The 22055-nt window shown below is 66.8% G+C and carries 21 protein-coding genes; 8 read left to right on the plus strand and 13 right to left on the minus strand.

Annotation, left to right across the window (positions count from 1 at the left end):
* Positions 1–14 precede the first annotated feature (14 nt).
* Together FJY73_00820 and FJY73_00825 are read right to left on the minus strand one after the other, a co-directional pair.
* A complete protein-coding gene (locus tag FJY73_00820) occupies positions 15–2348 on the minus strand; it encodes a PEP/pyruvate-binding domain-containing protein (protein ID MBM3319206.1) in 2334 nt (777 codons plus the stop codon).
* A 79-nt stretch (positions 2349–2427) separates the two neighbouring features.
* Positions 2428–3681 (minus strand): Glu/Leu/Phe/Val dehydrogenase, encoded by a 1254-nt coding sequence (locus FJY73_00825; GenBank protein ID MBM3319207.1) that lies wholly within the window; start codon positions 3679–3681, stop codon positions 2428–2430.
* A gap of 251 nt (positions 3682–3932) precedes the next feature.
* On the opposite strand from FJY73_00825, the gene FJY73_00830 reads away from it, so the two are divergent.
* A complete protein-coding gene (locus FJY73_00830) occupies positions 3933–4397 on the plus strand; it encodes a MarR family transcriptional regulator (GenBank protein ID MBM3319208.1) in 465 nt (154 codons plus the stop codon).
* Complete coding sequence (locus FJY73_00835; GenBank protein MBM3319209.1) at positions 4394–4984, plus strand: YceI family protein; 591 nt, start codon at positions 4394–4396, stop codon at positions 4982–4984. The genes FJY73_00830 and FJY73_00835 overlap by 4 nt, the downstream gene beginning before the upstream one ends.
* A 68-nt stretch (positions 4985–5052) precedes the next feature.
* Here FJY73_00835 and FJY73_00840 read toward each other — a convergent pair whose 3' ends face one another.
* Positions 5053–5670, minus strand: a complete 618-nt coding sequence (locus FJY73_00840; protein MBM3319210.1) for a peptidyl-prolyl cis-trans isomerase — start codon at positions 5668–5670, stop codon at positions 5053–5055.
* A 237-nt stretch (positions 5671–5907) separates the two neighbouring features.
* On the opposite strand from FJY73_00840, the gene FJY73_00845 reads away from it, so the two are divergent.
* On the plus strand, positions 5908–6723 hold the full coding sequence (locus FJY73_00845) for a metallopeptidase family protein (GenBank protein ID MBM3319211.1): 816 nt from the start codon (positions 5908–5910) through the stop codon (positions 6721–6723).
* Here FJY73_00845 and sixA read toward each other — a convergent pair.
* Positions 6720–7169 carry a phosphohistidine phosphatase SixA gene (sixA, locus tag FJY73_00850; GenBank protein MBM3319212.1) on the minus strand — a complete coding sequence of 150 codons (450 nt, stop codon included), beginning with the start codon at positions 7167–7169 and terminating at the stop codon, positions 6720–6722. The two genes, FJY73_00845 and sixA, sit on opposite strands and share 4 nt — an antisense overlap.
* Before the next feature lie 106 nt (positions 7170–7275).
* Here sixA and FJY73_00855 point away from each other — a divergent pair, with 106 nt between their 5' ends.
* Positions 7276–8583, plus strand: a complete 1308-nt coding sequence (locus FJY73_00855; protein MBM3319213.1) for a DUF5615 family PIN-like protein — start codon at positions 7276–7278, stop codon at positions 8581–8583.
* A 56-nt stretch (positions 8584–8639) separates the two neighbouring features.
* Positions 8640–9035 carry a holo-ACP synthase gene (acpS, locus tag FJY73_00860; protein ID MBM3319214.1) on the plus strand — a complete coding sequence of 132 codons (396 nt, stop codon included), beginning with the start codon at positions 8640–8642 and terminating at the stop codon, positions 9033–9035.
* Positions 9036–9104: 69 nt separating this feature from the next.
* Here the strand turns inward: acpS and FJY73_00865 are convergent, their stop codons facing one another.
* Together FJY73_00865 and FJY73_00870 are read right to left on the minus strand one after the other, a co-directional pair.
* Positions 9105–10376 (minus strand): tyrosine--tRNA ligase, encoded by a 1272-nt coding sequence (locus tag FJY73_00865; protein MBM3319215.1) that lies wholly within the window; start codon positions 10374–10376, stop codon positions 9105–9107.
* Between the two features lie 57 nt (positions 10377–10433).
* The gene (locus tag FJY73_00870; GenBank protein MBM3319216.1) at positions 10434–10985 is read right to left on the minus strand and encodes an O-acetyl-ADP-ribose deacetylase; all 552 of its coding nucleotides are present in this window, start codon (positions 10983–10985) and stop codon (positions 10434–10436) included.
* 150 nt (positions 10986–11135) lie between these two features.
* Here FJY73_00870 and FJY73_00875 point away from each other — a divergent pair, with 150 nt between their 5' ends.
* Together FJY73_00875 and FJY73_00880 are read left to right on the plus strand one after the other, a co-directional pair.
* Positions 11136–11642 carry a DinB family protein gene (locus tag FJY73_00875; protein ID MBM3319217.1) on the plus strand — a complete coding sequence of 169 codons (507 nt, stop codon included), beginning with the start codon at positions 11136–11138 and terminating at the stop codon, positions 11640–11642.
* 184 nt (positions 11643–11826) lie between these two features.
* A complete protein-coding gene (locus FJY73_00880; GenBank protein ID MBM3319218.1) occupies positions 11827–12888 on the plus strand; it encodes a hypothetical protein in 1062 nt (353 codons plus the stop codon).
* On the opposite strand, the gene FJY73_00885 is transcribed toward FJY73_00880, so the two are convergent.
* Positions 12835–13932 (minus strand): pyridoxal phosphate-dependent aminotransferase, encoded by a 1098-nt coding sequence (locus FJY73_00885; protein MBM3319219.1) that lies wholly within the window; start codon positions 13930–13932, stop codon positions 12835–12837. The genes FJY73_00880 and FJY73_00885 overlap by 54 nt on opposite strands.
* Before the next feature lie 258 nt (positions 13933–14190).
* On the opposite strand from FJY73_00885, the gene FJY73_00890 reads away from it, so the two are divergent.
* Entirely contained in the window at positions 14191–14391 is a 201-nt protein-coding gene (locus FJY73_00890; protein ID MBM3319220.1) for a hypothetical protein, read from the plus strand.
* 5 nt (positions 14392–14396) lie between these two features.
* Here FJY73_00890 and FJY73_00895 read toward each other — a convergent pair whose 3' ends face one another.
* The 6 genes from FJY73_00895 to FJY73_00920 are packed head-to-tail and all read right to left on the minus strand — an operon-like array spanning position 14397 to position 22036.
* Complete coding sequence (locus tag FJY73_00895; GenBank protein MBM3319221.1) at positions 14397–16502, minus strand: glycosyltransferase; 2106 nt, start codon at positions 16500–16502, stop codon at positions 14397–14399.
* Entirely contained in the window at positions 16499–17272 is a 774-nt protein-coding gene (locus FJY73_00900; protein MBM3319222.1) for a glycosyltransferase family 2 protein, read from the minus strand. The genes FJY73_00895 and FJY73_00900 overlap by 4 nt, the downstream gene beginning before the upstream one ends.
* Positions 17269–18327 (minus strand): glycosyltransferase family 9 protein, encoded by a 1059-nt coding sequence (locus FJY73_00905; GenBank protein ID MBM3319223.1) that lies wholly within the window; start codon positions 18325–18327, stop codon positions 17269–17271. Before FJY73_00905 ends, FJY73_00900 begins: the two co-directional genes overlap by 4 nt.
* On the minus strand, positions 18320–19387 hold the full coding sequence (locus FJY73_00910; protein MBM3319224.1) for a glycosyltransferase family 9 protein: 1068 nt from the start codon (positions 19385–19387) through the stop codon (positions 18320–18322). The genes FJY73_00905 and FJY73_00910 overlap by 8 nt, the downstream gene beginning before the upstream one ends.
* A 36-nt stretch (positions 19388–19423) precedes the next feature.
* Positions 19424–21400: a tetratricopeptide repeat protein gene (locus FJY73_00915; GenBank protein ID MBM3319225.1), complete on the minus strand. Its 1977-nt coding sequence runs from the start codon at positions 21398–21400 to the stop codon at positions 19424–19426.
* 45 nt (positions 21401–21445) lie between these two features.
* The gene (locus FJY73_00920) at positions 21446–22036 is read right to left on the minus strand and encodes an AAA family ATPase (protein ID MBM3319226.1); all 591 of its coding nucleotides are present in this window, start codon (positions 22034–22036) and stop codon (positions 21446–21448) included.
* Positions 22037–22055 lie beyond the last annotated feature (19 nt).

Below are 22055 nucleotides of genomic sequence, written 5' to 3' on the forward strand. Positions count from 1 at the left end.
CGCGCCCCCTTTCCTCAGACCTTCGGGCCGAGGACGGCGAGCGCCTTCTGTTTGTCCGTGTTCATATAGAGGTGAAGGAAAAGGCCTCCCCTGGCGCTCGGCACGTGGATCACACGGACCGCCTCCGCCTCTTCGGCTGCCTCGGGGAAGAGCGAAACGAGCATGTTTGGGGACTCTCGGAAGAAACGCTCGTTGAAGAGATTTCCGCTCTCGTCCGGATAGAGGGGAAGATAGAAGATCCCGGACTCGATGAGATCCTGGAAGAAGTGCGTGCCGAACGAGACCTCGGGCGTGTATCCCCCGCGGGCGCGCGCGATCTCGATGAGCGCCTTCGTCCGGTGGATGTCCGCGTAGCGGACACGCACGCCGAGGTCGATGTTGTTCGACCCCCAGCGCCCCGGCCCCATCAGGACGAAGCGGGAGTGCTCGAGCCGGTCGTTGAGGCGTCCGACGAGGCGGCCGATCGCGCTCTTCTTCTCCGCCGTCGGGACGCGCCCGTAGTCGACAGGATCGATGTAGATGACGTACTCGATGTCGACGATCTTCCCGGTCGGAACGAAGCGTGAAGCGCTGAACACCTTCTGCTCGTCCGGCGTGTCTTCGGGAAGCGCGACTTCGGACGCTTGAATCCGCTCCGCCTGCGGGCGTGCTTGAAGGATGAAGAAGGTCCGCCCGTCGAACGCGAACTCGACGTCGATCGGAGAATTGTAGGCCGCCGAGAGAACCTCGAGAATCTCGCGAAGAAAAGACGGGAACGGCCCGGAGAGGAGCCCGTCGAAGGTCACGACGAGGGACGATTTCTTCGCCGCGAACCGGCTTGAGGCCGGCGCGGCGATCATCCCGTGCTCCGCGATCGAAACGATGCGGTGAAGATCGGGAAAGGATTCGTCCCCGAGAAGATCGAGGAGAGGAACCCGCTCGAAGCGGTTCGTCTCCAGGTTGATCGCGTCGACGGTTCTTTGCGAATAGCGGATGATCTCCTCCGCCCCGATCTCCGGGCGAAGAGTCGGGTTCCCGAGGGGGACCATCCTCGGGTAGTCGTCTCCCACGCGGTCGACCGCGCGCGTCCCAAGACCGAGGACGATCCGCGCGAGCCCTTCCTCCCTGCGGATGCGCGGGCTCCAGCGCCACTCGTTTTGAGAAAAAGCGACCCCGGCCCACGCGGGGAGCCAGTAGCGGCCGTGGCGGAAACCGACCACCTTCTGGATGAGGACCGCCATCTTCTCGTCGTAGTCGATCAGACTTCTCTCGCGCCGGTAGAGGATCGGGTCGGGGCCGAGCGTCGAGGCGTACACCTCCGCGATCGCGCCGATCAGCTGCTCCAACCGTCGTTCGATCCGCCCCTGGTTGCCGAGAAAGATCGACTCGTACTTTCCGGAGAACGCGGAGCCGAAGTTGTCCTCCAGAAGACTCGAGGAGCGGATCACGAGGGGAGAGTCGCCGACCCGTTCGAGAAGACCCCGCAGCTCCCGCATGATATACGGCGCGAACTGTCCGTTTTTGAAGATCTCGCGGATCAGGGGATACGAACGGCGAATCTCGGAGATCGGTTTGTACTTGATGTCGTAATAATCCATGAGGCCGTTCCGCTGCACGAACTCGGTGAAGTGATCCGAGCGCACGTAGTACGACTCGGGGGTGCCGAGCGGGAAGGGAGCCTCGCGCCCCGACTTCTCGAAATGCCGCCGCACGATCTTGTGCGCGAGGACCATCCCTGCCGCCTTCCCGCCCACCTTCCCGAGCCCCGCGCGCGGGCCGATGGCGTTTCCGACGATCGGGAGCATATCCTCGACCGCGAGATGGCGCTTCGCGACCCCGATGAACTCGAGACGGTCACTCAGGAAGTGGCGGATGAGCGCAACCCGCACCCCCGTTGACTCCTCTTGCAGCGGGTCGTATCCCGGCTCTTTGGGGAGAGCGCAATACTCGCGGACTTTGTCGGCGAGGAGCTGAAACGAGACGCCCGGCACGTTCGCGATCTCCTCGAGGGTGCGTGCTCTCTCGGCGCGCCTCGCCTGATGGACGGCGTTGTCCACATCCTCGGGCGTGAGGTGCTCCGCGGTGTACCGCTCGACCAGAGCATACACGGCGTCCCGGAGACCGGAGTCCCAGCGGATCGAGAGACCGCGGTTCGGATCGTCGCTTGCGGCCCGTGGGATTCCTTCCCCCTCGATCATGCGGCCCGCCTCGTCGTGGATCGTGTCGATCGTGACGCAGCCCTTTGTGTGGAGCAGGATGAGCAGGTTTCTGTAGATCCGCGCGGCTATCGCCGAGCCTTCCTCGAGCCGCTCGCGAAGCCGCTCGGCGGTCGCGCGGCCGCGAGCGGGGGGAGGAGCCTCTTCCTTCATGCGCCCTCTCCTCGCGTAGACGCCCGAGGGCCGGACGCGGCGGCCCGGCCCTCGGCCTCGTTGTGCGATCGTCGGTCGCCTACACCCATCCGCGAAGCTTGCAGGCCTCGGCGACGCGGTTGACGGCCACCATGTATGCGGCCAGACGCATGTGGACCTTCTCCTTCTTATGCATCTCGTACACCGTGTGGAAGGCTTTGGTCATCTTCTCGTCGAGGCGGGAGTGCACTTCCTCGAGCGGCCAGTAGAAGTTGTACGTGTTCTGGACCTGCTCGAAATAGCTGACCGTGACGCCGCCCGCGTTCGCAAGGAAGTCCGGCAGCACGAAGACCCCTTTCTCATAAAGGATCTTGTCCGCTTCCGGGGTCGTCGGCCCGTTGGCGAGCTCGCACGAGATCTTCGCCTTGATCCGGCCGGCGTTCTTTCCCGTGATGACGTTCTCGAGCGCGGAGGGGAAGAGAACCGTGACTTCGAGCTCCAGAATCTCCTCGTTCGAGATCGGCTTCGAGTTCTTGAAGCCGTCGATCTTGCCGGTCCTCAGCTTGTAGTCGACCAGGGCTTGCGCGTCGAGGCCGTCCGGATTGTACACGCCGCCGCGGGAGTCGCTCGCCGCCACGATCTTGAGGCCGAGGATCTCTTGGCCGAGGATCGCGCCGAACTGGCCGGCGTTGCCGAAGCCTTGAATCGCCGCCGTCTTTCCCTTGAGGTCGAGGCCGAGCATCTTGGCCGCCTCTCGCACGCAGTAGACGCCCCCGCGCGCGGTCGCATCGCCGCGCCCTTGGGAACCTCCGAGCGCGAGCGGCTTGCCGGTGATGACGCCCGGATGGGCCTCCTTCTCGATCGTCTCGAACTCGTCCATCATCCACGCCATGATCTGCGGGGTGGTGTAGACGTCCGGAGCCGGCACGTCCTTCGTCACGCCGAGGATTCGGCCGACGGCGCGGATGTACGCGCGGGCGAGCCGCTCCTTCTCCGCCTCGGAAAGATCCTTCGGGTTGCAAGTAATGCCACCTTTGCCGCCGCCGAGCGGAATATCGACAACCGACGTCTTCCATGTCATCCACGCGGCGAGCGCCCGCACCGTGTCGATCGTCTCGTCCGGGTGCCAGCGAAGACCGCCCTTGGTCGGCCCGCGCGCGTTGTTGTATTGGACGCGGTACCCGCGGAAGATCTTCACACTTCCATCGTCCATGCGGAGCGGAATCGTGACGACGAACTCCCGGAGGGGCCAGCGGAGAAACTCCCGCGTGGCCTGATCGAGGCCGAGCTTCTCCGCCGCCTCGTCCAGCTGCTGCTGGGCGATGGCAAACGGGTTCATACCGGTGGATGTCATGGACAGCTACCTCCCAGTTCCTTGTGGGTTGTGGATCCGGCCGTTTCCGGCCCTTGACGCAAAACACCTAACTCTAGGTCTGCATTCGCGTTTTCGTCAAGCCGCGGCAAGGGCGCGGGGGCGCGAAAAATATCTCCCATGGCTGACAATTTCTTCTTATGTCTACAGGCATGAAATCGAATGGAAGCCTGCGGGCGCTGATCGAGCAGACCAAACCGTTCCCAAACCTGGAGACGGAACTGATTGTTTCTTTGCAAGTTACGCTTGATCGCGCGCTCGACGTCGCCCACCGGCCTCTCCGGCTCTTCAGGCTTTCCCGGGAGCAGTACAACGTCCTCCGGATCCTTCGAGGAGCGGGGGGGAAGGGGCTTCCCACGCATCGCGTGGCGTCGCGCATGGTCTCGCGCGAGCCGAACATCGCCAGGCTCGTCGCGAAGCTCGAGGGGAAGATGCTCGTTCGCCGGAACCGCTCTCCGCGCGACGGGAGAATCCGCACCCTCCGGATCACGCCGGAAGGGCTTCGGGTGCTCGCCGATCTGGACGGCCCGATCGGCGCGAGCACGGAGCGCGCGGTGCGCGGCCTCGATGAGAAGGAGATCGACACGCTTCTTGCGCTGCTCGACAAGATCCGCCGGCCGCTCGTCGCGGACGGAGAACCGCTCCCCGCTCCTGGAACGGACGGGGGCACCGAAACGACCGAAAGGAGGAAGCAATGAAGGCACAGAGTCGAACGCTCGCGCTCGTCGCCGTCTTTGCGCTGATCCCGGGGCTGGCCGGGGCCGCGGAATGGGAGATCGACCGCGCGCACTCGGGGATCGCGTTCACGATCCGCCATCTCGGGATCTCGAACGTGAAAGGGATGTTCACCGACTTCACCGGGTCGGTGGCTTTCGACGAGGAGAAGCTCGAGGGCGGATCGGTGTCGATCCGCGTGAAGGCGGGGAGCGTCGATACGCAGAACGAAAAGCGCGACGAGCATCTTCGCGGCGCCGACTTCTTCGATGTCGCGAACTACCCGGAGATCGTCTTCACGAGTACCGGGGTCGCGAAGAGCGAGGAAGGTCACGTCCTGCGCGGCATGCTCCGTATTCTGGACATGGAACGCCCCGTCGAGATCCCTTTCGAGTACCTCGGATCGATCCAAGATCCGTGGGGCGGGACGCGCGCCGGGTTCGAGGGTCGGCTCAAGCTGACGCGCGAGGAGTTCGGCGTCGGCTGGAAGGATACGAAGTACCGGCCTCCGCTCATCGCGAACGAGGTGGTGCTGACGTTCAGTCTGGAGCTCATCAAGAAGGCCGGATAGGAAAAGCCGGAAGCCGGGAAGCCGGGGACAGGCACCCGTGTCTCAATAGGTGCCTGTCCCCAACCGAGCTATTCGGTCGATACGCGCCTCACCGAGAGGATCTCGATCGGATCGAGAGGGACATCCTTCGGCAGCTGCCCCATCGCTCCGGTCTTCACGGCGCGGATCTTGTCCACGACGTCCATCCCCTCCACCACCCGTCCGAACACGCAGTAGCCGAAACGAGCTTCGCCGTCGAAGTGATCGAGGTTCGTGTTGTCCTGGACGTTGATGAAGAACTGGCTGGTTGCGGAATGCGGCTCGGGGAGCCGCGCCATCGCGATCGTCCCGCGCGTGTTCGAGAGCCCGTTGTCCGCTTCGTTCTTGACGGCGGGTTTGGTCGGCTTGCGCGCGAGATCCTTCGTGAAGCCGCCTCCTTGAATGACGAAGCTCTCGATCACCCGATGGAAGATCGTTCCATCGTAAAACTTCTCGTCCGCGTAGGAGAGGAAGTTCTCTACGGTGATCGGCGCCTTGTCGGCGAATAGCTCGATTCGGATGTCTCCCAGCGTGGTCTTCATGAGAACCATCGGGTTCGTTCGGACCTCCTCGGCAACCGATTGCTGAACGGTTTCCGAAATCTGCGCGCTTCCCGCGCCCGCCGCAAGAAAGAGCAGCGCGGAAATCGTCGGTAGGTGTCGTCTCATCGGCAGTCCCTTTCCTTGTCGGTTCGTCTCCGTTTCCTTCTCCCGAGTCTTAGAACCCGGAGACTATCAGAAGTTCCCGGAGGGGGCAATCCTCGGGATGGCCCCTCATGGAGTGTGCACCGCCACGGCCTCTGCTATGCTGAACGGAGACCGGCCTCGCGGGGAAGGGGCCGTCGAGCGACGCGAACGAACGTTCGGGAGAACTCATCCCCGCGCCCGAACACGCGAGGTGCGCCCGTGGACGAAACGGACCGGAGGATCGCCGAGAAGATCGAGGCGATCGAGGAGAAGCTGGACGAAGGGGAAGCGGAAGAGGCGCTCCGCCTCGCCGACCATGCGGTCCGGGAGTTCCCGGACGCGCCGGATCTCCTCGCGCTTCGCGGGGACGCGCTCTGGGCGCTCGGGGGAGTGCGCGCGGCCTGTGAGGACTACGAGCTTGCCGTCGAGATGCTCCCCGACGCGGCGGATCTTCTCGCGGGGCTCGCGCGGATCCGCTTCTCGCTCGGGGACTTCCTCGGCGCGAGGCGACGCGCCGAGGAGGCGCTGAAGATCGAGGAGAGGGCGGAGGCGCTCGACGTGCTGAGCCGCCTCGCCGAGCGCGCGGGGCGTCTCAAAGATGCGGACCGCTTCGCGGAACGCGCGGCCCGCGCCGACCCGGAGGGCTTCCCGCGGCCCTTCCGAATTCCGGAGAAGGACTTCCTGCGGGCGGTCGAGGAGGCGATCGACCGGCTTCCGGAGCGGTTTCGGGACGCGGTCCGGGAGAAGAACGTCGCCATCCTCGTCGAGCCGGTTCCTCCGGAGGAGATCCTTCTCGAGGAGGAGCCTCCTTTCGACCCCTCGATCCTCGGGCTCTATCGGGGGATCCCGCTTCCCGATCGGGAGGCCGGCTCGCAAAGGGTCCCGGACACGATCCATCTCTTCCGCCACAACATCGAGAGGGCGGCCGCGGATCGCGAGACCCTGGTCGAGGAGATCGCGATCACCGTCTACCACGAACTCGGACACTTCTTCGGGTTGGACGAAGAGGATCTCGACGAGCTCGACCTCGGCTAGCGATGCGGTTTGTACCGGCCGTGGAAGCTCCAGGCTATCCCTTCACGCTTCAAGTGAACGGCGGCGGCCGGAGGGAGCTTCAGGGCGTACTCTTTCCCCACGAGCCGGGTGAGGAGAAGCTCGAGGTGGGGCAAGTGCCCCACGACGGCGATGTCCTCTTCGATCGAGGAAAGCTCCTGCGCGATCGCGTCAATTTCGTCGTTCGGGTCGAGCCCCTTCCTCACCTCGATCGCGGCCGAGCGCCCGACCCTGTCGGTCAGGATCTCCGCGGTCTGGCGGGCGCGCGTCTTCCCGCTGTGGAGGATCCGCTCCACGCGGATGCCCGCCGCGGCGAGCTGATCGGCGACGTAGATCGAGTCGGCGATGCCCGTCTCGGTGAGGCCCCGGTCGGGGTCCGTGTCGGAGGGCATCGCGTGCCCGTGGCGCATGATGACGATGTCCGGCATAGGATTCACCTCGCGAGAAAGTCGGCGCTTGGTTCCGGCGCTCCCGCGTGATTCTATCGAAGGGGCGAGGGCGGGGCAAGAGCCGCGCCGCGCGGCGGGATTCCGAATGGGCGATCCGTGTTTCTTGGCCGACGACATGCTCGCGCGTCTGGCGCGCTGGCTCCGAGGGGCGGGGCTCGACGTGGCGTACGCCGGTCGGGGCGCGTCCGACGACGAGATTCTCCGATCGGCCCGCAGGGAGGGACGGGTCGTCCTCACGCGGGACACGCGCTTTCCCGGCGGAGAAGAAGAGCGAATCGTCCTCGAGAGCGCGGATCTCGACGAGCAGCTCGTCGAGGTGCTCCGCCATTTCCCCTCGTTCGATCCTCTCGCGCGCTCCTTTTCCCGCTGCATGGAGTGCAACGGGCGGCTCGCCGAGGAGAACGATCCGCCCGCCCGGCCGGCGGGGGTCTCGGGGCCGTTCCGCCGGTGCGCGGAGTGCGGGAGGCTCTTCTGGCTCGGGACGCACACGCGGCGCATTCGGGAGCGGCTCGCGCGGATCGCGGGGAGGCTGGACGAGGCGAGTCGCGGGGAAGAGAGCGGGGAGCCTCCCCCGTTCGAGCGGGCGGCCTTCGACGCCTTTCTGCGAGACGCGTTCGCGAGACTCGACCTGTCGTGGCGCGGCTACCGGCGCGTCCGATTCGGGCTTCGGGGGCGCGTCCGGAGAAGACTCCGCGCGCTCGGGCTCCGCACGCTCTGGGAGTACCGGGAGACGCTCGCGCGCTCTCCGGAGGAGCGCTTCCTTCTCGGCGCCCTTCTTCACGTGACCGTCTCCCGGTTCTTCCGAGATCGAAGCGTCTGGCTCTCGCTCCCCGAGATCCTCTTTCCCCGGCTCGTCGAACAGGCGGGGAAGGGGCCGGTCCGCGTCTTCTCGCTCGGATGCGCGTCGGGCGAGGAACCCTTCACCCTTCGAATGCTTTGGAATGAATCGAGCGTGTCCGAGATCCCGATCGAGATCCTCGCGGCGGATGTTTCCGAATCGTGTCTCCGGCGCGCGCGCGAAGCGGTTTACCCCTCGAGCGCGGTGCACAACGTGCCCGAACCGTACGTGCGGCGCTACTTCCGCCTCGAAGGCGGAAACTGGATCCTCGACCGCACCCTCGCGGACTCGGTCCGTTTCGAGCGGTTCGATTGGAGAAGCGACCGTTGGCCGGGCCCGTTCCACTGGATCCTCGCGCGGAACGGGGTGTTCACGTATCTCGGCGAGGACGCGCGGCTTCGGGTGTTCGAGAAGATTCGCTCCACGCTCCTGCCGGGCGGCTTTCTCTGGGTCGGCGGAAACGAGAGGCTTCGCGAGGCGCCGAAGGATTGGGAGATCCTCGCGCCCGGCCTCTTTCGCGCCGGCGGATCGTCCGCGCGCGCCGGACCCGCTTGACGGATGGAAGGATCGGGTGTAGTTTTCCGATCGGCGGGCCGAATGAGGATCGCGTCATGATCGCCGGTATCGGGATGGACATGGTCCTCATCGAGCGGATGCGCCGCGCGATCGATCGTTTCGGCGATCGCTTCTTGAGGCGCGTGTTCACGGAAGGAGAGATCGCGTACTGCCGCACGAAGCGCGATCCGGTCCCTTCCTTCGCCGCCCGCTTCGCCGCGAAAGAGGCGGCGATGAAGGCTCTCGGTACGGGCGTGTCGCGGGGTGTGTTCTTCCGGCACGTCGAGGTGTCACGTCGGAGAGGAGAGGGGCCGCGCGTCCTGTTCCACGGGGGGGCGAGGCGCCGGGCCGACCTTCTCGACGTGGCCGCCTCGCATCTCACGCTCACTCATGAGAAGAACATCGCCGCCGCGTTCGTCGTCCTCATGAAGAAGCCGTCGCGTGAGCGTTGATCCGTCGGAGGGATGCTTCTTGCGCGACCCGGCCGAGAAGAGACCCGGCGTGCCTCGGTCGGATCGGGGCTATTCTTCGAAGCGAACGAGGCGGTAGTTCTTCTTCCCCTGTCTCAGGACGAGCGTCGATCCGGCCGCCAGGTCGTTCGGCCCGACGGAGCGGTCCGGGCTCTCCACGCGCACGTTGTTGAGATAAACCCCGCCTCCTTCGATGAGCCTCCGCGCCGCCCCCTTTCCCGTCGAAAGACCGCTCTCGACGAGAAGGTCGACGATCCCAAGGCCCCCCGCGAGGCGCGCGCGCGGGAGGACGGCGGAGGGAACGTCCGCGAAGACGTCGGCGAGGGTGCGCTCGTCCACCCCATCGAGCGTTCCCCCGAAGAAGATCTCCGAGGCGCGGACCGCCGCGCGAAGCGCCCCGTCTCCGTGCACGAGCCGCGTCGCCTCCTCGGCGAGGCGTTTCTGCGCGGCGCGGCGCTCGGGCGCGGCCGCGAGCTCGCGCTCGATCTCGGCGATCTCTGGAAGCGGAACGAACGTGAACATCTTGAGAAAGGGGATCGCGTCCGCGTCGCTCGCGTTGATCCAATGCTGATAGAACCGGTAGGGGGAGGTGAGGGCCGGATCGAGCCAGATCCGCTCCCCGTCGCTCGTCTTTCCGAGCTTCTGGCCGGAGGAGTCGACGAGAAGAGGGAAGACGATCCCGTACGCCTGCTTGCCGCGCAGCTTCCGGATGAGATCGATCCCCGTGGTGATGTTCCCCCACTGATCGCTTCCGCCCGCCTGGAGCACGCAGCCGTGCGTATCGTGGAGGTGCAGGAAGTCGTACGCCTGAAGGAGCATGTACGAAAATTCCGTGTACGAAATGCCTGTTTCTCCCGAGAGCCGGCTCTTCACGCTCTCCTTGGCGAGCATCTCGCCGAGGCGGAAATGCTTGCCGACGTCGCGGAGGAACTCGATGAAGCCGAAGGATCCGAGCCAGTCGGCGTTGTTCACGAGGAGCGCCTTTCCCCCGCCGAAGTCGAGGAAGCGCTCGAACTGCTTCTTGAGGGCGGCGAGGTTCCGCTCGAGCGTCTCTGGATCGAGGAGGTTCCTCTCCTTCGACTTCCCCGAGGGATCCCCGATCATGCCGGTCGCCCCCCCCATCACCGCGATCGCGCGGTGCCCGGCCCGCTGGAAGTGGGCGAGGCCCATGATCGGGATCAGGTTCCCCGCGTGGAAAGAGGGTCCGGTCGGGTCGAACCCGATGTAGCAGGAGACCTTCTCGCGCTCGAGGAGCTTCGGAATCTCCTCGGACGTCGCGTTCTCGATGAAGCCGCGCGCTTCCAGTTCGGCGTACAGGTTCAAGACGGATCTCCTTTGCGGCAGAGGTCCCCATCGGTGCTCGGGCGCTTCCGCCGCATTCTACTCGCTTTTCGGCGCGTCCTCCGATCGAATGTTCCCGAGGACCTTCCGGAACGCGGCGGCATCCCTTTCGCCGAAGAGGACGAAGCGAACGGTCTTCGGAAGGGGGTGCGCCTGGAGGAACCGAATCGTCGTCCGGATCGCGATTCGGCTCGCCTCGATGAAGGGGTAACCGTACGCCCCGGTCGAGATCGCGGGGAAGGCGATGCCGGCGCACCCGCGCTCCGCGGCGAGCTCCAACGACCGGCGATAGCAGGACGCGAGCGCCTCCGGCTCGCCGTGCCTCCCGTCGCGATAGACCGGCCCGACCGCGTGGATCACGAACGGAGCGGAGAGGCGGAACCCCGGCGTGATCTTCGCGTCCCCGGTCTCGCATCCTCCGAGCGTCTCGCAGAACCGGCGGAGCTCGGGACCCGCCGCGCGGTGGATCGCCCCGTCCACGCCTCCCCCTCCGAGCAACGTCCGGTTGGCCGCGTTCACGATCGCCGCCACCCGTTCCCTCGTGATGTCCCCATCCACGATCTCGATCCGATCGAAGGGATTCTTCTTCATGGCTCGCGCCTTCGAGGGGAATGATCGTCTTCAGGATACCATCGAGCGGACCCCGCGAGAAACGATCCAGGGATCGGTCGCCGAAGAAAGTGTGGCGATTCCGCGGCGGTCTGCTTAATCTCAGAGCGGAGATCAAACGAAAGTCGCACCATGAACGCGCTGCTGCGAACGGTCCTCATCGAGCATGCCCGGGAAGTCCGCGATCTCACGATCGTGGTCGCCGCTCGGTTCACCGCCGAGGACGCCTATCGCATTCCGCACCGCTGCGGCAACTGCCCGATCTGGAACATCGGCCATCTTCTCGCCGTTCAGGAAAGCGTCCTCCTCCGCCCCTTCGGGGAGAGAGGCGTTCTTCCCGCGAGCTATCCGGAGCTGTTCGGCGAGGGGACCTGCTCCTGCGAGTGGAACGGGAACCGCCCCGACTGGGACGAGGTCGTCTCCCTTCTCGATCCGGCGCGCGCGCGCGTGGAGGAGTTCATCGAGGGGGGGATCGATCTCCGGGCGCCTCTTCCCGAGCCCGCGTTCACCGCGCTCGGGATCGTTCTCTCGAACGCGGCGGAAGCGCTTAGCTTCTCCACGCTGCACGAGGCGATTCACATCGGAGTGCTTTCCACCTACGCTCGCCTCCTCGGGGAGCCGGGCGACCCGAAGGCCTAGGCGAGACCATAAACCCCTCCGTGACGGCGGCGGGGAATGCGTGCATGATTCGGGTCAAGTCTTGGCGATTCCCGGTCGATAACGGGAAGAGTGGATCGCCTCGGAAACGCGCGTTTCCGGATGGAGGTGACGACGATGCGACGGTTTTTCTTCCTTACTTTCCGCCCTCGCGTTTGCTCTCGCCGTGTCGCTCTTCCCAGGGTGCGGCGGCGACGATGACGGTGACAACAACCCATCCGGGCCGAACGGACCGGGAGACACGCTGACGACCGATCAGGTTCTCCAGGAGATCGAGAACGTGCTCGGCTCCGTGCAAGGCGCCGTCGAGGATTGCGATCCGATGGTCGTTCTCGCGGGGCTCGGCCTTCCGGAGAACCTGCCGGAGATGGGACTGCTCGTACTGGCGATCGACTCGGCGATGCGGACCGACGGCGATCTCTCCCCCTTCTATGGGACGTGGCAGGACACAACGCCGATGCGCCCGCTCGACGGGGCGGTGCGGATCAGCCCGCAGCCGACGGACGCCGTGAAGATCATCGTGGCGGGTATCGACACCCTTGGAAACCCGGTCCCGGGGAGCATCGTGCTCAGGGAGTTCTTCGCCGGCGAGCCGACCGATTCGATCCGGATCGATGTCTCCGTCCACGCGGACGGTTCGCCGAACGACAGCCTACGCCTCCGCGTCAGGGGCGAGCTTGACGCGAGCGCGGGCCACGGAAACGTCGAGGTCACCGGCCACTCGTGCGGGGCGAACTGGTACTTCGAGATCGAGATGGGCGGTGAGGACGGAGAGGGGGAGATCTCCGGATGGTACGCGTATCCGGGCGAGCCGACCCTCTACTTCGAGGCGTCGGGGAGCGTGGACACCTCGCTCGCCGAGGGGGCGGTCGAGGGGACGGTTCATCTCTGGACGACCGATGATCCGTCATTCGACCTTGTGCTCACGATGGTCAGCGATCCGGACACGTGCCTCGATGGGACGATCAAGATCGACGGTTCTCCGGAAGCGGACATCTACATGGTGAACTGCGACGACGAGGAAGCGGTCGCGATGTACATCGTCATCGACGGCCATGTGTTCGACGCCGAAGAGCTGCTCGGCGAGATGTACGAGATGCTGATCACGCTCGATCTCGACGAGCTCGAGGAGTGGCTCGACTACGTTCCGGCGAAGCGGATCGTTCCGGACGTCCTATGGCCCGTCGGAAAGGGCCATGCCGAGGCGCTCGAGCGCTACCGACAGTAGAGCGGGAGGGAGGCCGAAGCCGAGACGGAAGCCGCGCGCATCCTCGAAGTAGCTCCCGGGGACGGCGAGGACGCCCTGCTCCCGGCGGGCGCGCTCGAGGAGCGCCGGCAGGTCTCTTCTCTCTCGGAGGCGCGGAAAAGCCGTGATCCCCGTGTCGGGCCGGACCCACTCGAGGTCCGGCCTTTCTTTTATCCATGAAGAGACGATCGCGAGGCACCGGGCGGCGCGCTCTTCGGCGGGGCGGCGGAGCTCCTCGCGCTTCGCGAGCGCGGCGACGCCGAGCGCGACCGACGGACCGGAGAGATCCCCGATCGTGTAGTCGTAGAATGGGGCCGCGCGCCGGATCACCTCCTCGCGCGCGAGGATCCATCCGACGCGAAGCCGTCCGAGGCCGTACACTTTGGTCAGGCTGCCGACCGAGATCATGCGTGTTCCGTGGCGGAAGGCGTTCGCGTACTCGGGCGATTCCGCGCTTCCGTCCGGGCGGGCGAAATCGGCGTACACCTCGTCGACCAGAATATCGACGCCCCGGTCCTCGGCGACCGCCGCGAGCCAATCCCTCTCCTCGCGCGTCAAGCGGACCCCGCTCGGGTTGTGCGGATCGGTGAGCGCGACGAGCCGCACGTCGGGGGCGAGGGCGTCGAGAAGGCGTTCCCGATCGAAGCGGAAGCCCTTCTCGAACGGGCGCGGGAGACGGTCGATCCGCGCGCCGAGGAGGGCCGGGATTCTCCGGATCGGCTCGTACGCCGGCTCCTCGACGAGAACCCGGCTCCCGGAATCGAGGAGCGCCGCGTAGACGAGGAAGAGGGCGAACGTCGTCCCGTTGGCGGGAAGGACGTTCTTCTCCGGCAATCCGTACGAGGCGGCGATCGCGGAGCGAAGCGTCGGGCTTCCCCATTCGGACGACTCCGGAACGAGAAGCTTCTCCGGCGGGACGCCGAGTCTTTCGAGCGGGATCTCTTCCATTCCGCTTCGGGAGAGGTCAAACGGGACGTCCTTCGTTTCCCTCGCCCACCGGAGATACTCGATGATCGGAAGCTTCATGATCCCCCCCGCGCTCGAAAAGGAGCGCTCGAAGAAGCCGGGTTCCGCTTGACCGAAACGCAGGGCGCGCCTAGTATAAACCGATCGCGGCCGTCGATTCCTCGATCGTTCGTCGGCGCCGTCCCCCCGCCCCCGTTCGCGGCCCCAAGGCTCGCCGCGCGCGGGCGGAGACCGGCCCCGCCGTTCCCGGAACGAACGGGCCGGGGGAGCCGTTTTCGAGCCGAGAGACCACGCCCTTTCGAAAGGCGGTGTTCGCTGATGACCGGATTCCGACACGCCCGATCCGACAACCTGCGAGCGGGTGAACATAGAGACCGATCGGCGCTTCGCAGAAACGAGAGGCGCCGGGCGATCGAGCGCCGCTTCGGCCGCGTCGTCCGCCGTTTCCGAATCGACATTCCCGCCGAGACCGAGCGCGTGCGAGGGGCGAGCGGCGCCAAGAAGGACCGCGAACGCTAGCCTAGCTACACTCTCTCTTCCGGGGGCGGGAACGCGCGGAGCGCTTCCTCCGTGGCGCGAACCCTCTTCGAGCGCGCGAGGTAGAGCGCGAGAAGCCCCATGCCGGCGAGCGCGGGGAGGCCGGCCTCCGGGCCGAACGCTCCGCCCGTCATCCATTCAGGTCCTGATGGTCGATAGATAAACGGTGTGTTCTTCATGACCTCGCCGCTCACCGGCGCCGCGAGGATCCACCCGAGAACAAAGTTCCACGTCGTGTGGATCCCGATCGGGAGCCAGAGACTCCTCGTGCGGAAGTAGGCGATCGAGAGGAGGAGTCCCGCGCATCCGGTTGCAAGCGCGCCCGCGGCGGTGCCTCCCGTGTTGAAGGCGTGGGTGAGCCCGAAGGCCGCGGAAAGGAGAATCGCGGCCCGGGCCTTTCCGATCCCCTCGGCGAGGACTTGGAGCAGGTATCCGCGGAACAGGAGCTCCTCGAAGACCGCGACCAGCGCGAAGAGGAGGAAGACGCGGACGGTGTCGCCGAGCGCCGCCGGGAGGTCCCGACCGGCAGGGGTGAGAGAGAGCGTCCCCGCCGCGGCCGACACGCCGGCGACGGCGCCGATCAGGAGAGTTCCGAGGAGAAGCCCGTGCGCGAGATCCCGGATCCATCTCGGGTGGAGACCGAGGCCGAGGCTCGCGGCCGGGCGCCGGTCGAAGCGGCGCGCCAATAACGCCCCCGAGACGAAGACCGCGGCGATCCCGAGAACGTATCCGGCGGCGGCGAGCGAGAGAGGGATGCCTTGCACCCCGAGCGCGTCGTCCCGGCCGAGAAGCGAGCGAAGCAGCGGAGCGAGGAGAAGGACCGAGGCTGCCGAGAGCGAGAAGCCGAGGAGAAGGAAGAGCGCGATCCTCCAAGGAACGCGAAGGAGCCCGTGGCGGTTCGTCCAGATGCGCGAGGGCGCTCGTCCCGAGAACTCCTCGCGGCGCCTTCCGGCGGCGAGGCGGCGTTCCTCCCACACCTCTTGAAACATCGCCTCCATTCGGTCGGTCTTCTTCCTTCGATCGAAGAGATCCTCCGCGCGTCTTCGTCCTCTCTCTCCCATCGCGCGTCCACGATCGGGATCTTCGAGAATTCGGACGAGGGCCTCGGCGAGCTTCTCCACATCATCGGGAGGGAAGAGGATTCCGGTTTCGCCGTCCCTGACGATGTCGAGGATTCCGGCACATCCGCTCGCGACGATCGGAAGACCCGCGGCCATCCCCTCGACGGCGACGATCCCGAACGCCTCGGAGCGGGACGGGACGGCAAGTACATCGAGCGCGGATAGGATTCTCGGAATATCGCTGCGGAAGCCGGTGAACCGAACGTCCTCCTCGAGACCCGCCTCGCGCACGAACGCCTCCACCGCGCGCGCGGTCGCCTCTTCTCCCTTCGTGACGGAACCGACGACGAGGAAGCGGGCGCCGGGGACGCGCTCCTTCACCGCCGCCGCCGCCCGGAGGAACTCGAGATGTCCCTTTCCCCGCGAGATCCGCCCGACGAGGCCGACGAGCGGCGCGTCCATGCGGATCCCGAACTCGGCGCGCACCTCCGCGCGGAAGGATCTTCCATCCTTGAAGCGTTGAAGATCGACCCCGTTCGGGATCGTCACGATCCGCTCGGGAGGGATCGGCGTCCTTTTCAACAAGTTCTCCCGGATCGCCGAGGAGATCGAGACGACGCGCGCCGTGCGCGAGAAGAGGAAGCGATGAGCCGGGTCCTTCTTGTCGATCGAAGAGGCGACGTGCTTCGTGAGGATCACCGGAACCCCTCCGGCCAGGCGCGCCGCCGGAACGAGGGTCCAGAGATCCTTCGAGTACTCGGCGTGGACGACCCGGACGGCGTTCTTCCGGAAGAGCCGAGCGGCGCGAAGGACTGTGAGGGGAGCGATGTAGCTTCCCGAGAGAATCGGGAAGACCGCGAGATCCCGCTCGCGCGCCTCCCGCTCGATGGGAGTTCCCCTTCCCGCGAGGAAGAGAACCGGATACCCGCGCTTCGCGAGCGCGGCGGCGGAGAGAACCGCCTCCATCTCCATTCCTCCCCACGAGGGGGAGGAGCAGGCGACGGCGAGGGCGGGCTTCTCATGCTGCGTCATCGTTCGACTCCCCGTGTTCGTTTCGCGCGCAGCGCCTCCCGCACGCGGGCATACTTGAGGTACGAATGACGCGCCGAGAGCGCGGCGATGAGAAACCCGCGCCAACCGTCCAGGAAGCCGAACCGGAGGATCAAGCTCTTTACGAACGTCGCGGGCGGATGGACGAGAAGACGGAGAACGGATCCACCCTCTCCCTTCGCGGCGAGGTCCTCGGCCGCGAGACGCGTGAAGCGGTCGATCGTGGAGAAGTGGTCCGCGAGCGTGCGGAACGAGTAGTGGAGGATCGGGTTCCGGAGCGCGCCGGCCGGGCCGTCGATCGCGACGCTCTCATGCACGCTCCCCCCCGTCCATCGCCCGCGGTCCTTGCGGAAGAGCCGGAGCTTCCGGTCCGGATACCACGTGCCGTGGCGGACGAAGCGTCCGAGATACCAGGTGAGCCGCGGGATGCGGAAGCCGGCCGAGGATGTTCCTTGCTCGAGGACCGCTTCGATCTCTGCGCGGAGCGCCTCGGGGACCCTCTCGTCGGCGTCGATGTTGAGAATCCAGGGCCCCCGCGCGCGGTCGGTCGCCCATTGCTTCTGGTCGGTGAACCCCGAGAACGCCCGCTGATGGATCCGGTCGGTGAAGCGCCTCGCGATCTCCACGGTCCGATCGCTCGAATGAGAGTCGACGAGCACGATCTCGTCCGCCCAGGAGACGCTCCGAAGGCACTCCTCGATCTCGTCCTCCTCGTTTCTCGTGATGATGACGACGGAGAGCGCCTCCCTCATGCCGGTCGAGCCTCCTGTTCGACGCGCGCGCGGATCGCCTCGCGGAGATCGCGCGGGTCGATCCGCTCCATGCAAGGATGGTGCGGGCAGCGCGCGCCTTTGCATCGAATGCGCGCCGGGCATTCGACCGGCGGGACGAGCACCGCGGCGCGCTCCGTCCGCGGTCCCCATCGAGCCGGGCTCTGCGAGGGAAGAGGCGGGTAGGGGGACGCGACCGGAACGCCGAGCGCGGCCGCCGCGTGGAGGGGACCCGTGCTCGGCGCGATGAATAGGTTGAGGTGTGAAAGAAGACCGAAGAAGGAGCGGAGGGTTCCCCCTCCGGCGGCGACGAACGCGCCGGGGCCGATCGCGCGCGCGAGGCGCTCGGCGCGCGGGCGCTCGGAGGCGCTTCCGGTAAGAACAATCGACCATCCGTCGTCGCGGAGAAGACGTCCGAGGAGGAGGTCGTGCTCCTCCGGCCAGCGGAGAGCGGAGTCGCCGGAGCCCGCGTGGAGGCCCGCGAGAGGGCTTCTTCCCCCCGCGCCGCACCGCTCGAGAAGGCGCGCCCCCTCCTCGCGCTCGCTCTCCGCGAGAAAGAGGAGGGGAGAGGACGCGCCGCACGCGCGCCCGCCGGTCACGAGAGGGGCGAACGCCGCGTCGAGCTCCGACTGATGGCGCGGCGAGCGGGAGCGCGTCTGGCGGATTCCTCGGTTCAGAAAGAGGAACGACGAAGGGCGCGAGAGAGGTCCCGTTCGAAACGGGATCCCCGCTCTCCAAACGGCCGCGCACGCCCGAAAGGAGGGGTTCAAGAGGATCGCCGCCTCGGGGCGGCGGGCGGCGAGGGCGCGCGACATCTCCCGCGCGTCGTTCCTCCAGAGGATCGTCTCGTCGACGTGCGGGTTCCGCTCGATGACGGGCGCCGCGTAGGGCGAGGCGAACGAGAGCACGCGCGCCTCGGGCGAGGCCTCCTTGATCGCCTGGAACAGGGGGGTCGTGAGGATGAGGTCTCCCATCCGGTCGGTCCGGATCACGGCGATCGTTTTTGCATCAACGATCTTCGCCCGCGTCTCACGCACCGGGAGATCCTCCCGGCCCCCGGCGGGGCTCTGCTCCTTCCAACAACCGTTCCGCCTCGCGCGCGATCCGGTCCGCGTCGATTCCGGGAAGGCAGATCCAATTCCCGAGGGGGCACTCGCGCGAGCCGTGGTCGGAGCAGGGGGCGCACGGCGCGTCGCTTCGAACGACGAGGACCTTCCCGTCGAAACGAAACTGCTCGGGGCCGGTCGGCCCGAAGAGGGCGACCGCCGGGGTCCCCGCGGCGCACGCGAGGTGGAGGGCGCCCGAGTCGTTCCCGACGAAGAGGGCGGCGCGCGAGAGAAGCGCGGCGAGGACCTCGAGAGAAGTCCTTCCGGTCCAATCGACGGCCGGTCCGGCCCGCGCGGCCTCATCCGCCGCCCCCGCGTCCTCCGCCCCGCCGACGAGCACGCTCTGCATTCCGCGCCGAGCGAGGATCGCGGCCAGCTCGCCGAAACGAACCCCCGGCCACCTCTTCGTCGGCCAGGCCGAGCCGAGCGCGAGGACGGCGAAGGGGGGATGAACACTTGATGCACGAAGAAGATCCTCGGCCGCCGCCGCGTCTTCCTCGTTGAAGTAAGCCTCGGTCCGCTCGTCCTTCGCCTCGATGCCGAGCGGTTCGAGCAGGCGGAGTTTGCGCCGAACGAAAGTCGACTCCCATCGGCTGTACGGGACCGTGTCGGTGTAGAAAACCGCGCTCGGGGGGTGGTCGAAGCCGATTCTTCGCCCGGCCCCCGTCGCGAGGGCGAGCCATCCGCTCCGAAGGGAGCGATGCGCGGAGATCACGAGATCGAAGCGTCTCCGGCGAAGGTCTCGGGCGAGCCGCGCCGAGGCCCGCGCGCCCCTCTCGCTCCCCCGCTTGTCGAAGACGATCCGGTCGTCGATGTGAGGCGATCGCCGCACGATCCCCGCAGTTCTCGGCGCGTGGAGGAGCGCGATCGCGGCTTCCGGGGCCGCCCGCCGGAGCTCGCGGAGGAGAGGGGTCGTGAGCACCATGTCGCCGACGAACCCGGTCTGGATGACGAGGATGTTCCGGTAGGGGATGATCGGTGCGGCTTCCATCGCGGTTTCCGAGTCTATCGGAAGGGGATCGGCGGCTCAATCTCCGGGAGGATCGCTCCCGAGCGCCGCCCGCGCCCTCTCCGCGAGAGGCGAACCCGGCGCGATCCGGAGAACCTCCCGCCAGGCGGCCTCAGCTTCCTCGGTCCGCCCGACTCCGGCGAGCGCGTTCCCGAGGAGCCACCTCGCCGCGGCGTCCCCCCGCTCCTCGCGAAGGGCGCGCTCGAGATGGGGAAGCGCCTCCGCGGGGCGCTCCCCGGCGAGCAGGATCTCGGCAAGATGGAGGCGCGCGCTCCGGTACGTCTCGTCCGCCTCGAGCGCCGCGCCGAAGGCCCGCGCCGCCCCCTCGAGATCCCCCTCCGCCTTTCGAGCGAGGCCGAGGTTCGCGTGGAAGGAGGGATCGTGCGGCCAGAGCCGCGCGGCCCGCTCGAACGCCTCCGCCGCCTCGCGCATTCGGCCGGCTCGATAGCAGGCGCGGCCCAGATTCGACCATGCGTCGAAATACGTCGAATCGATCGCCACCGCATGAAGCAAATCCTCGATCGCCGCGTCGAGATCGTCCCGCGTCATCTCGAGGACCGCGCGGTTGTTGAGCGCGGGGGCGTACCAATCGCTCGATCGGTCCACGCGCGCGTATTCCTCGAGCGCCCGCTCGAAGTCCCCGTTTTTCTGCGCGGCCCATCCCTCGTTGAAACGGGTTTGTGATTCGTCCCTCTCCGGCTCGCTCGGGTTCCAGTTGACGAGGAGAAGAGCCGCGGCGAGGAGGGCGAGAAGGCGTACGAGCGTCCCTCGGGGGCCGCGCCGCGCCCGGACGATCGCGGCGAGCCCCGCCGAGGCGTACACGACGAGGATCGGGACGAGAGGGAGCCGGTACCTCGCGTTCACGAAGAAGAGAACGATCGAGAAGACGTACACCGCTCCGGCGAGGAGGAGGGGCCCCTCGCGCTCCCGGCGCCGCCGTCCGAGGATCCCGGCGACGGCGAGAGGCGCGACGATCCCGAAGGAGAAGAGGAGCGGGAAGGAGAGGATGCGCGAGCGCCCTCGGTAGAAGTTCGGGTCCTCGATGTTCGGGATCTCGTACGAGGAAAAGAGGTGCGCGAGCTTCCGCGCGTTCAGCGCGAGGAAGGCGCCCGGCTTCTCGGCGGCGAACGCGAGCCCCTTGCGCATGTAGAAACCGGAGACCTCCGAGGGCCGGAGGGGTCTCCCCTTCTCGATCTCCGCGAGGCGGTGGATCTTCTCGAAGGTCCACTGCACGATTCCGGGGAAGTCCGAGTCGCGTCCGTTCGCATGTTCATTGTTCCCGATGTAGAAGTTGATCCCGGCGCTCGTCGAGACGAGCACCGCGTCCTTCCCCGCGGCGAGGTTGTACGCGAAGACGGGAAGGAGCGGGATCGCGCATCCGGCCGCGAGGAGGAGCCCTCGCCGGACGCGCCGGCGGATGATCTCGCGGAGCGCGAAGGCGGGAAGAAGAAGAAGCGCGTTCGGCCGCGCGGCCGACGCGATCCCGAGGAGGATCCCCGCGCCGAGTGTCCGCCTCTTTCCTCCCTCGCGCGCGACAAGGACGAGGAAGCCGAGGAGGATCGGAAGGAAGACCGGTTCGGAAAGAAGCTCCCCGCCGAAATAGAGGAAAGGCCAGTAGAGCGCCGAGAGAAGACCCGCGAGGATCCCCTCCGCGCGCCCGAAGACGGCGGTCGCGAGGAGCGCGGCGAGAGGCGCGGCGAGCGAGGAGAAGAGGACCTGGAGGATGTGCGTCGCGAGAAGATCGCCCCCCGCGAGCGCGTGCCAAATCCCGAGGAGGACCGGGTAGAGAGGGGCGTAGCGGAACGGCGCCTCCGGGAGGCTCCCGCTCTCGCGGAACGCCCGCGCATCGGCGAGATACACCGCGCCGTCCACGATCGGCGATCGGAAGGTCGGCTCGCCGCGAATCGAAAGGACATAAAGGATCTGAACGAGGAGCGCGAGAAGATAGATCGCCGCGAGGGGGAGGAGAACGCGCGTCGTTTCCGGACGGCTCATGAGCCGAGACACCACCGGACCGCGCGAGAGGGCGGGGAAGGCTCCTTACGCGCGCGATCCCCCCTTTCCCGCGAGCCCCGGCAGGTTCTCCGCGACCCACCGCTCGACCTTCTCCTCCAGCTCCGCGAGACCGTCGTCGTTGGCGATCCTGGATGTGGCGAGCGTCGCGGCCTTCTCGATGCCGAAGATCCTCTCTTCGCGCGCATCGTGCTCATGAAGCTCCTCCATCGTCTTCGGGTCGCGCGGGGTTCCGCGCTCGGTCGCCCGCCGCATGCGGACTGTGTCATCCGAAACGACGACATGAATGAGGAGGAAATCGCGTCCATAGCGATCGCGCAGGCTCTTGGCGTCGAGATACGTTCGAATGCCGGCCACCACCGTGAAAGGGGCGCCGGAGGCGTCGATCCGATCGATCACCGTCTTGATGAAGTAGTCCGGTCCGTGCTTCTCGAAGTGCGAGCGGGAGATCTCGTTGAGGCTCTCCCTCGTCGGCTCGATCCCCTTCTCGTGCGCGATGTCGCGGACGATGTCTCCCATCGAGATCAACGGGACCCCGTAGTGCTTAGCGAGGATGTCGAGAACCGTGTCCTTCCCCGACGCGTTCTTGCCGACCGCCCCGATGACTTTCTTCACCATCGGCCTCCTTCTTCTCCGC

The sequence above is a fragment of the Candidatus Eisenbacteria bacterium genome, from assembly GCA_016867715.1.
GTDB lineage: Bacteria > Orphanbacterota > Orphanbacteria > Orphanbacterales > Orphanbacteraceae > VGIW01.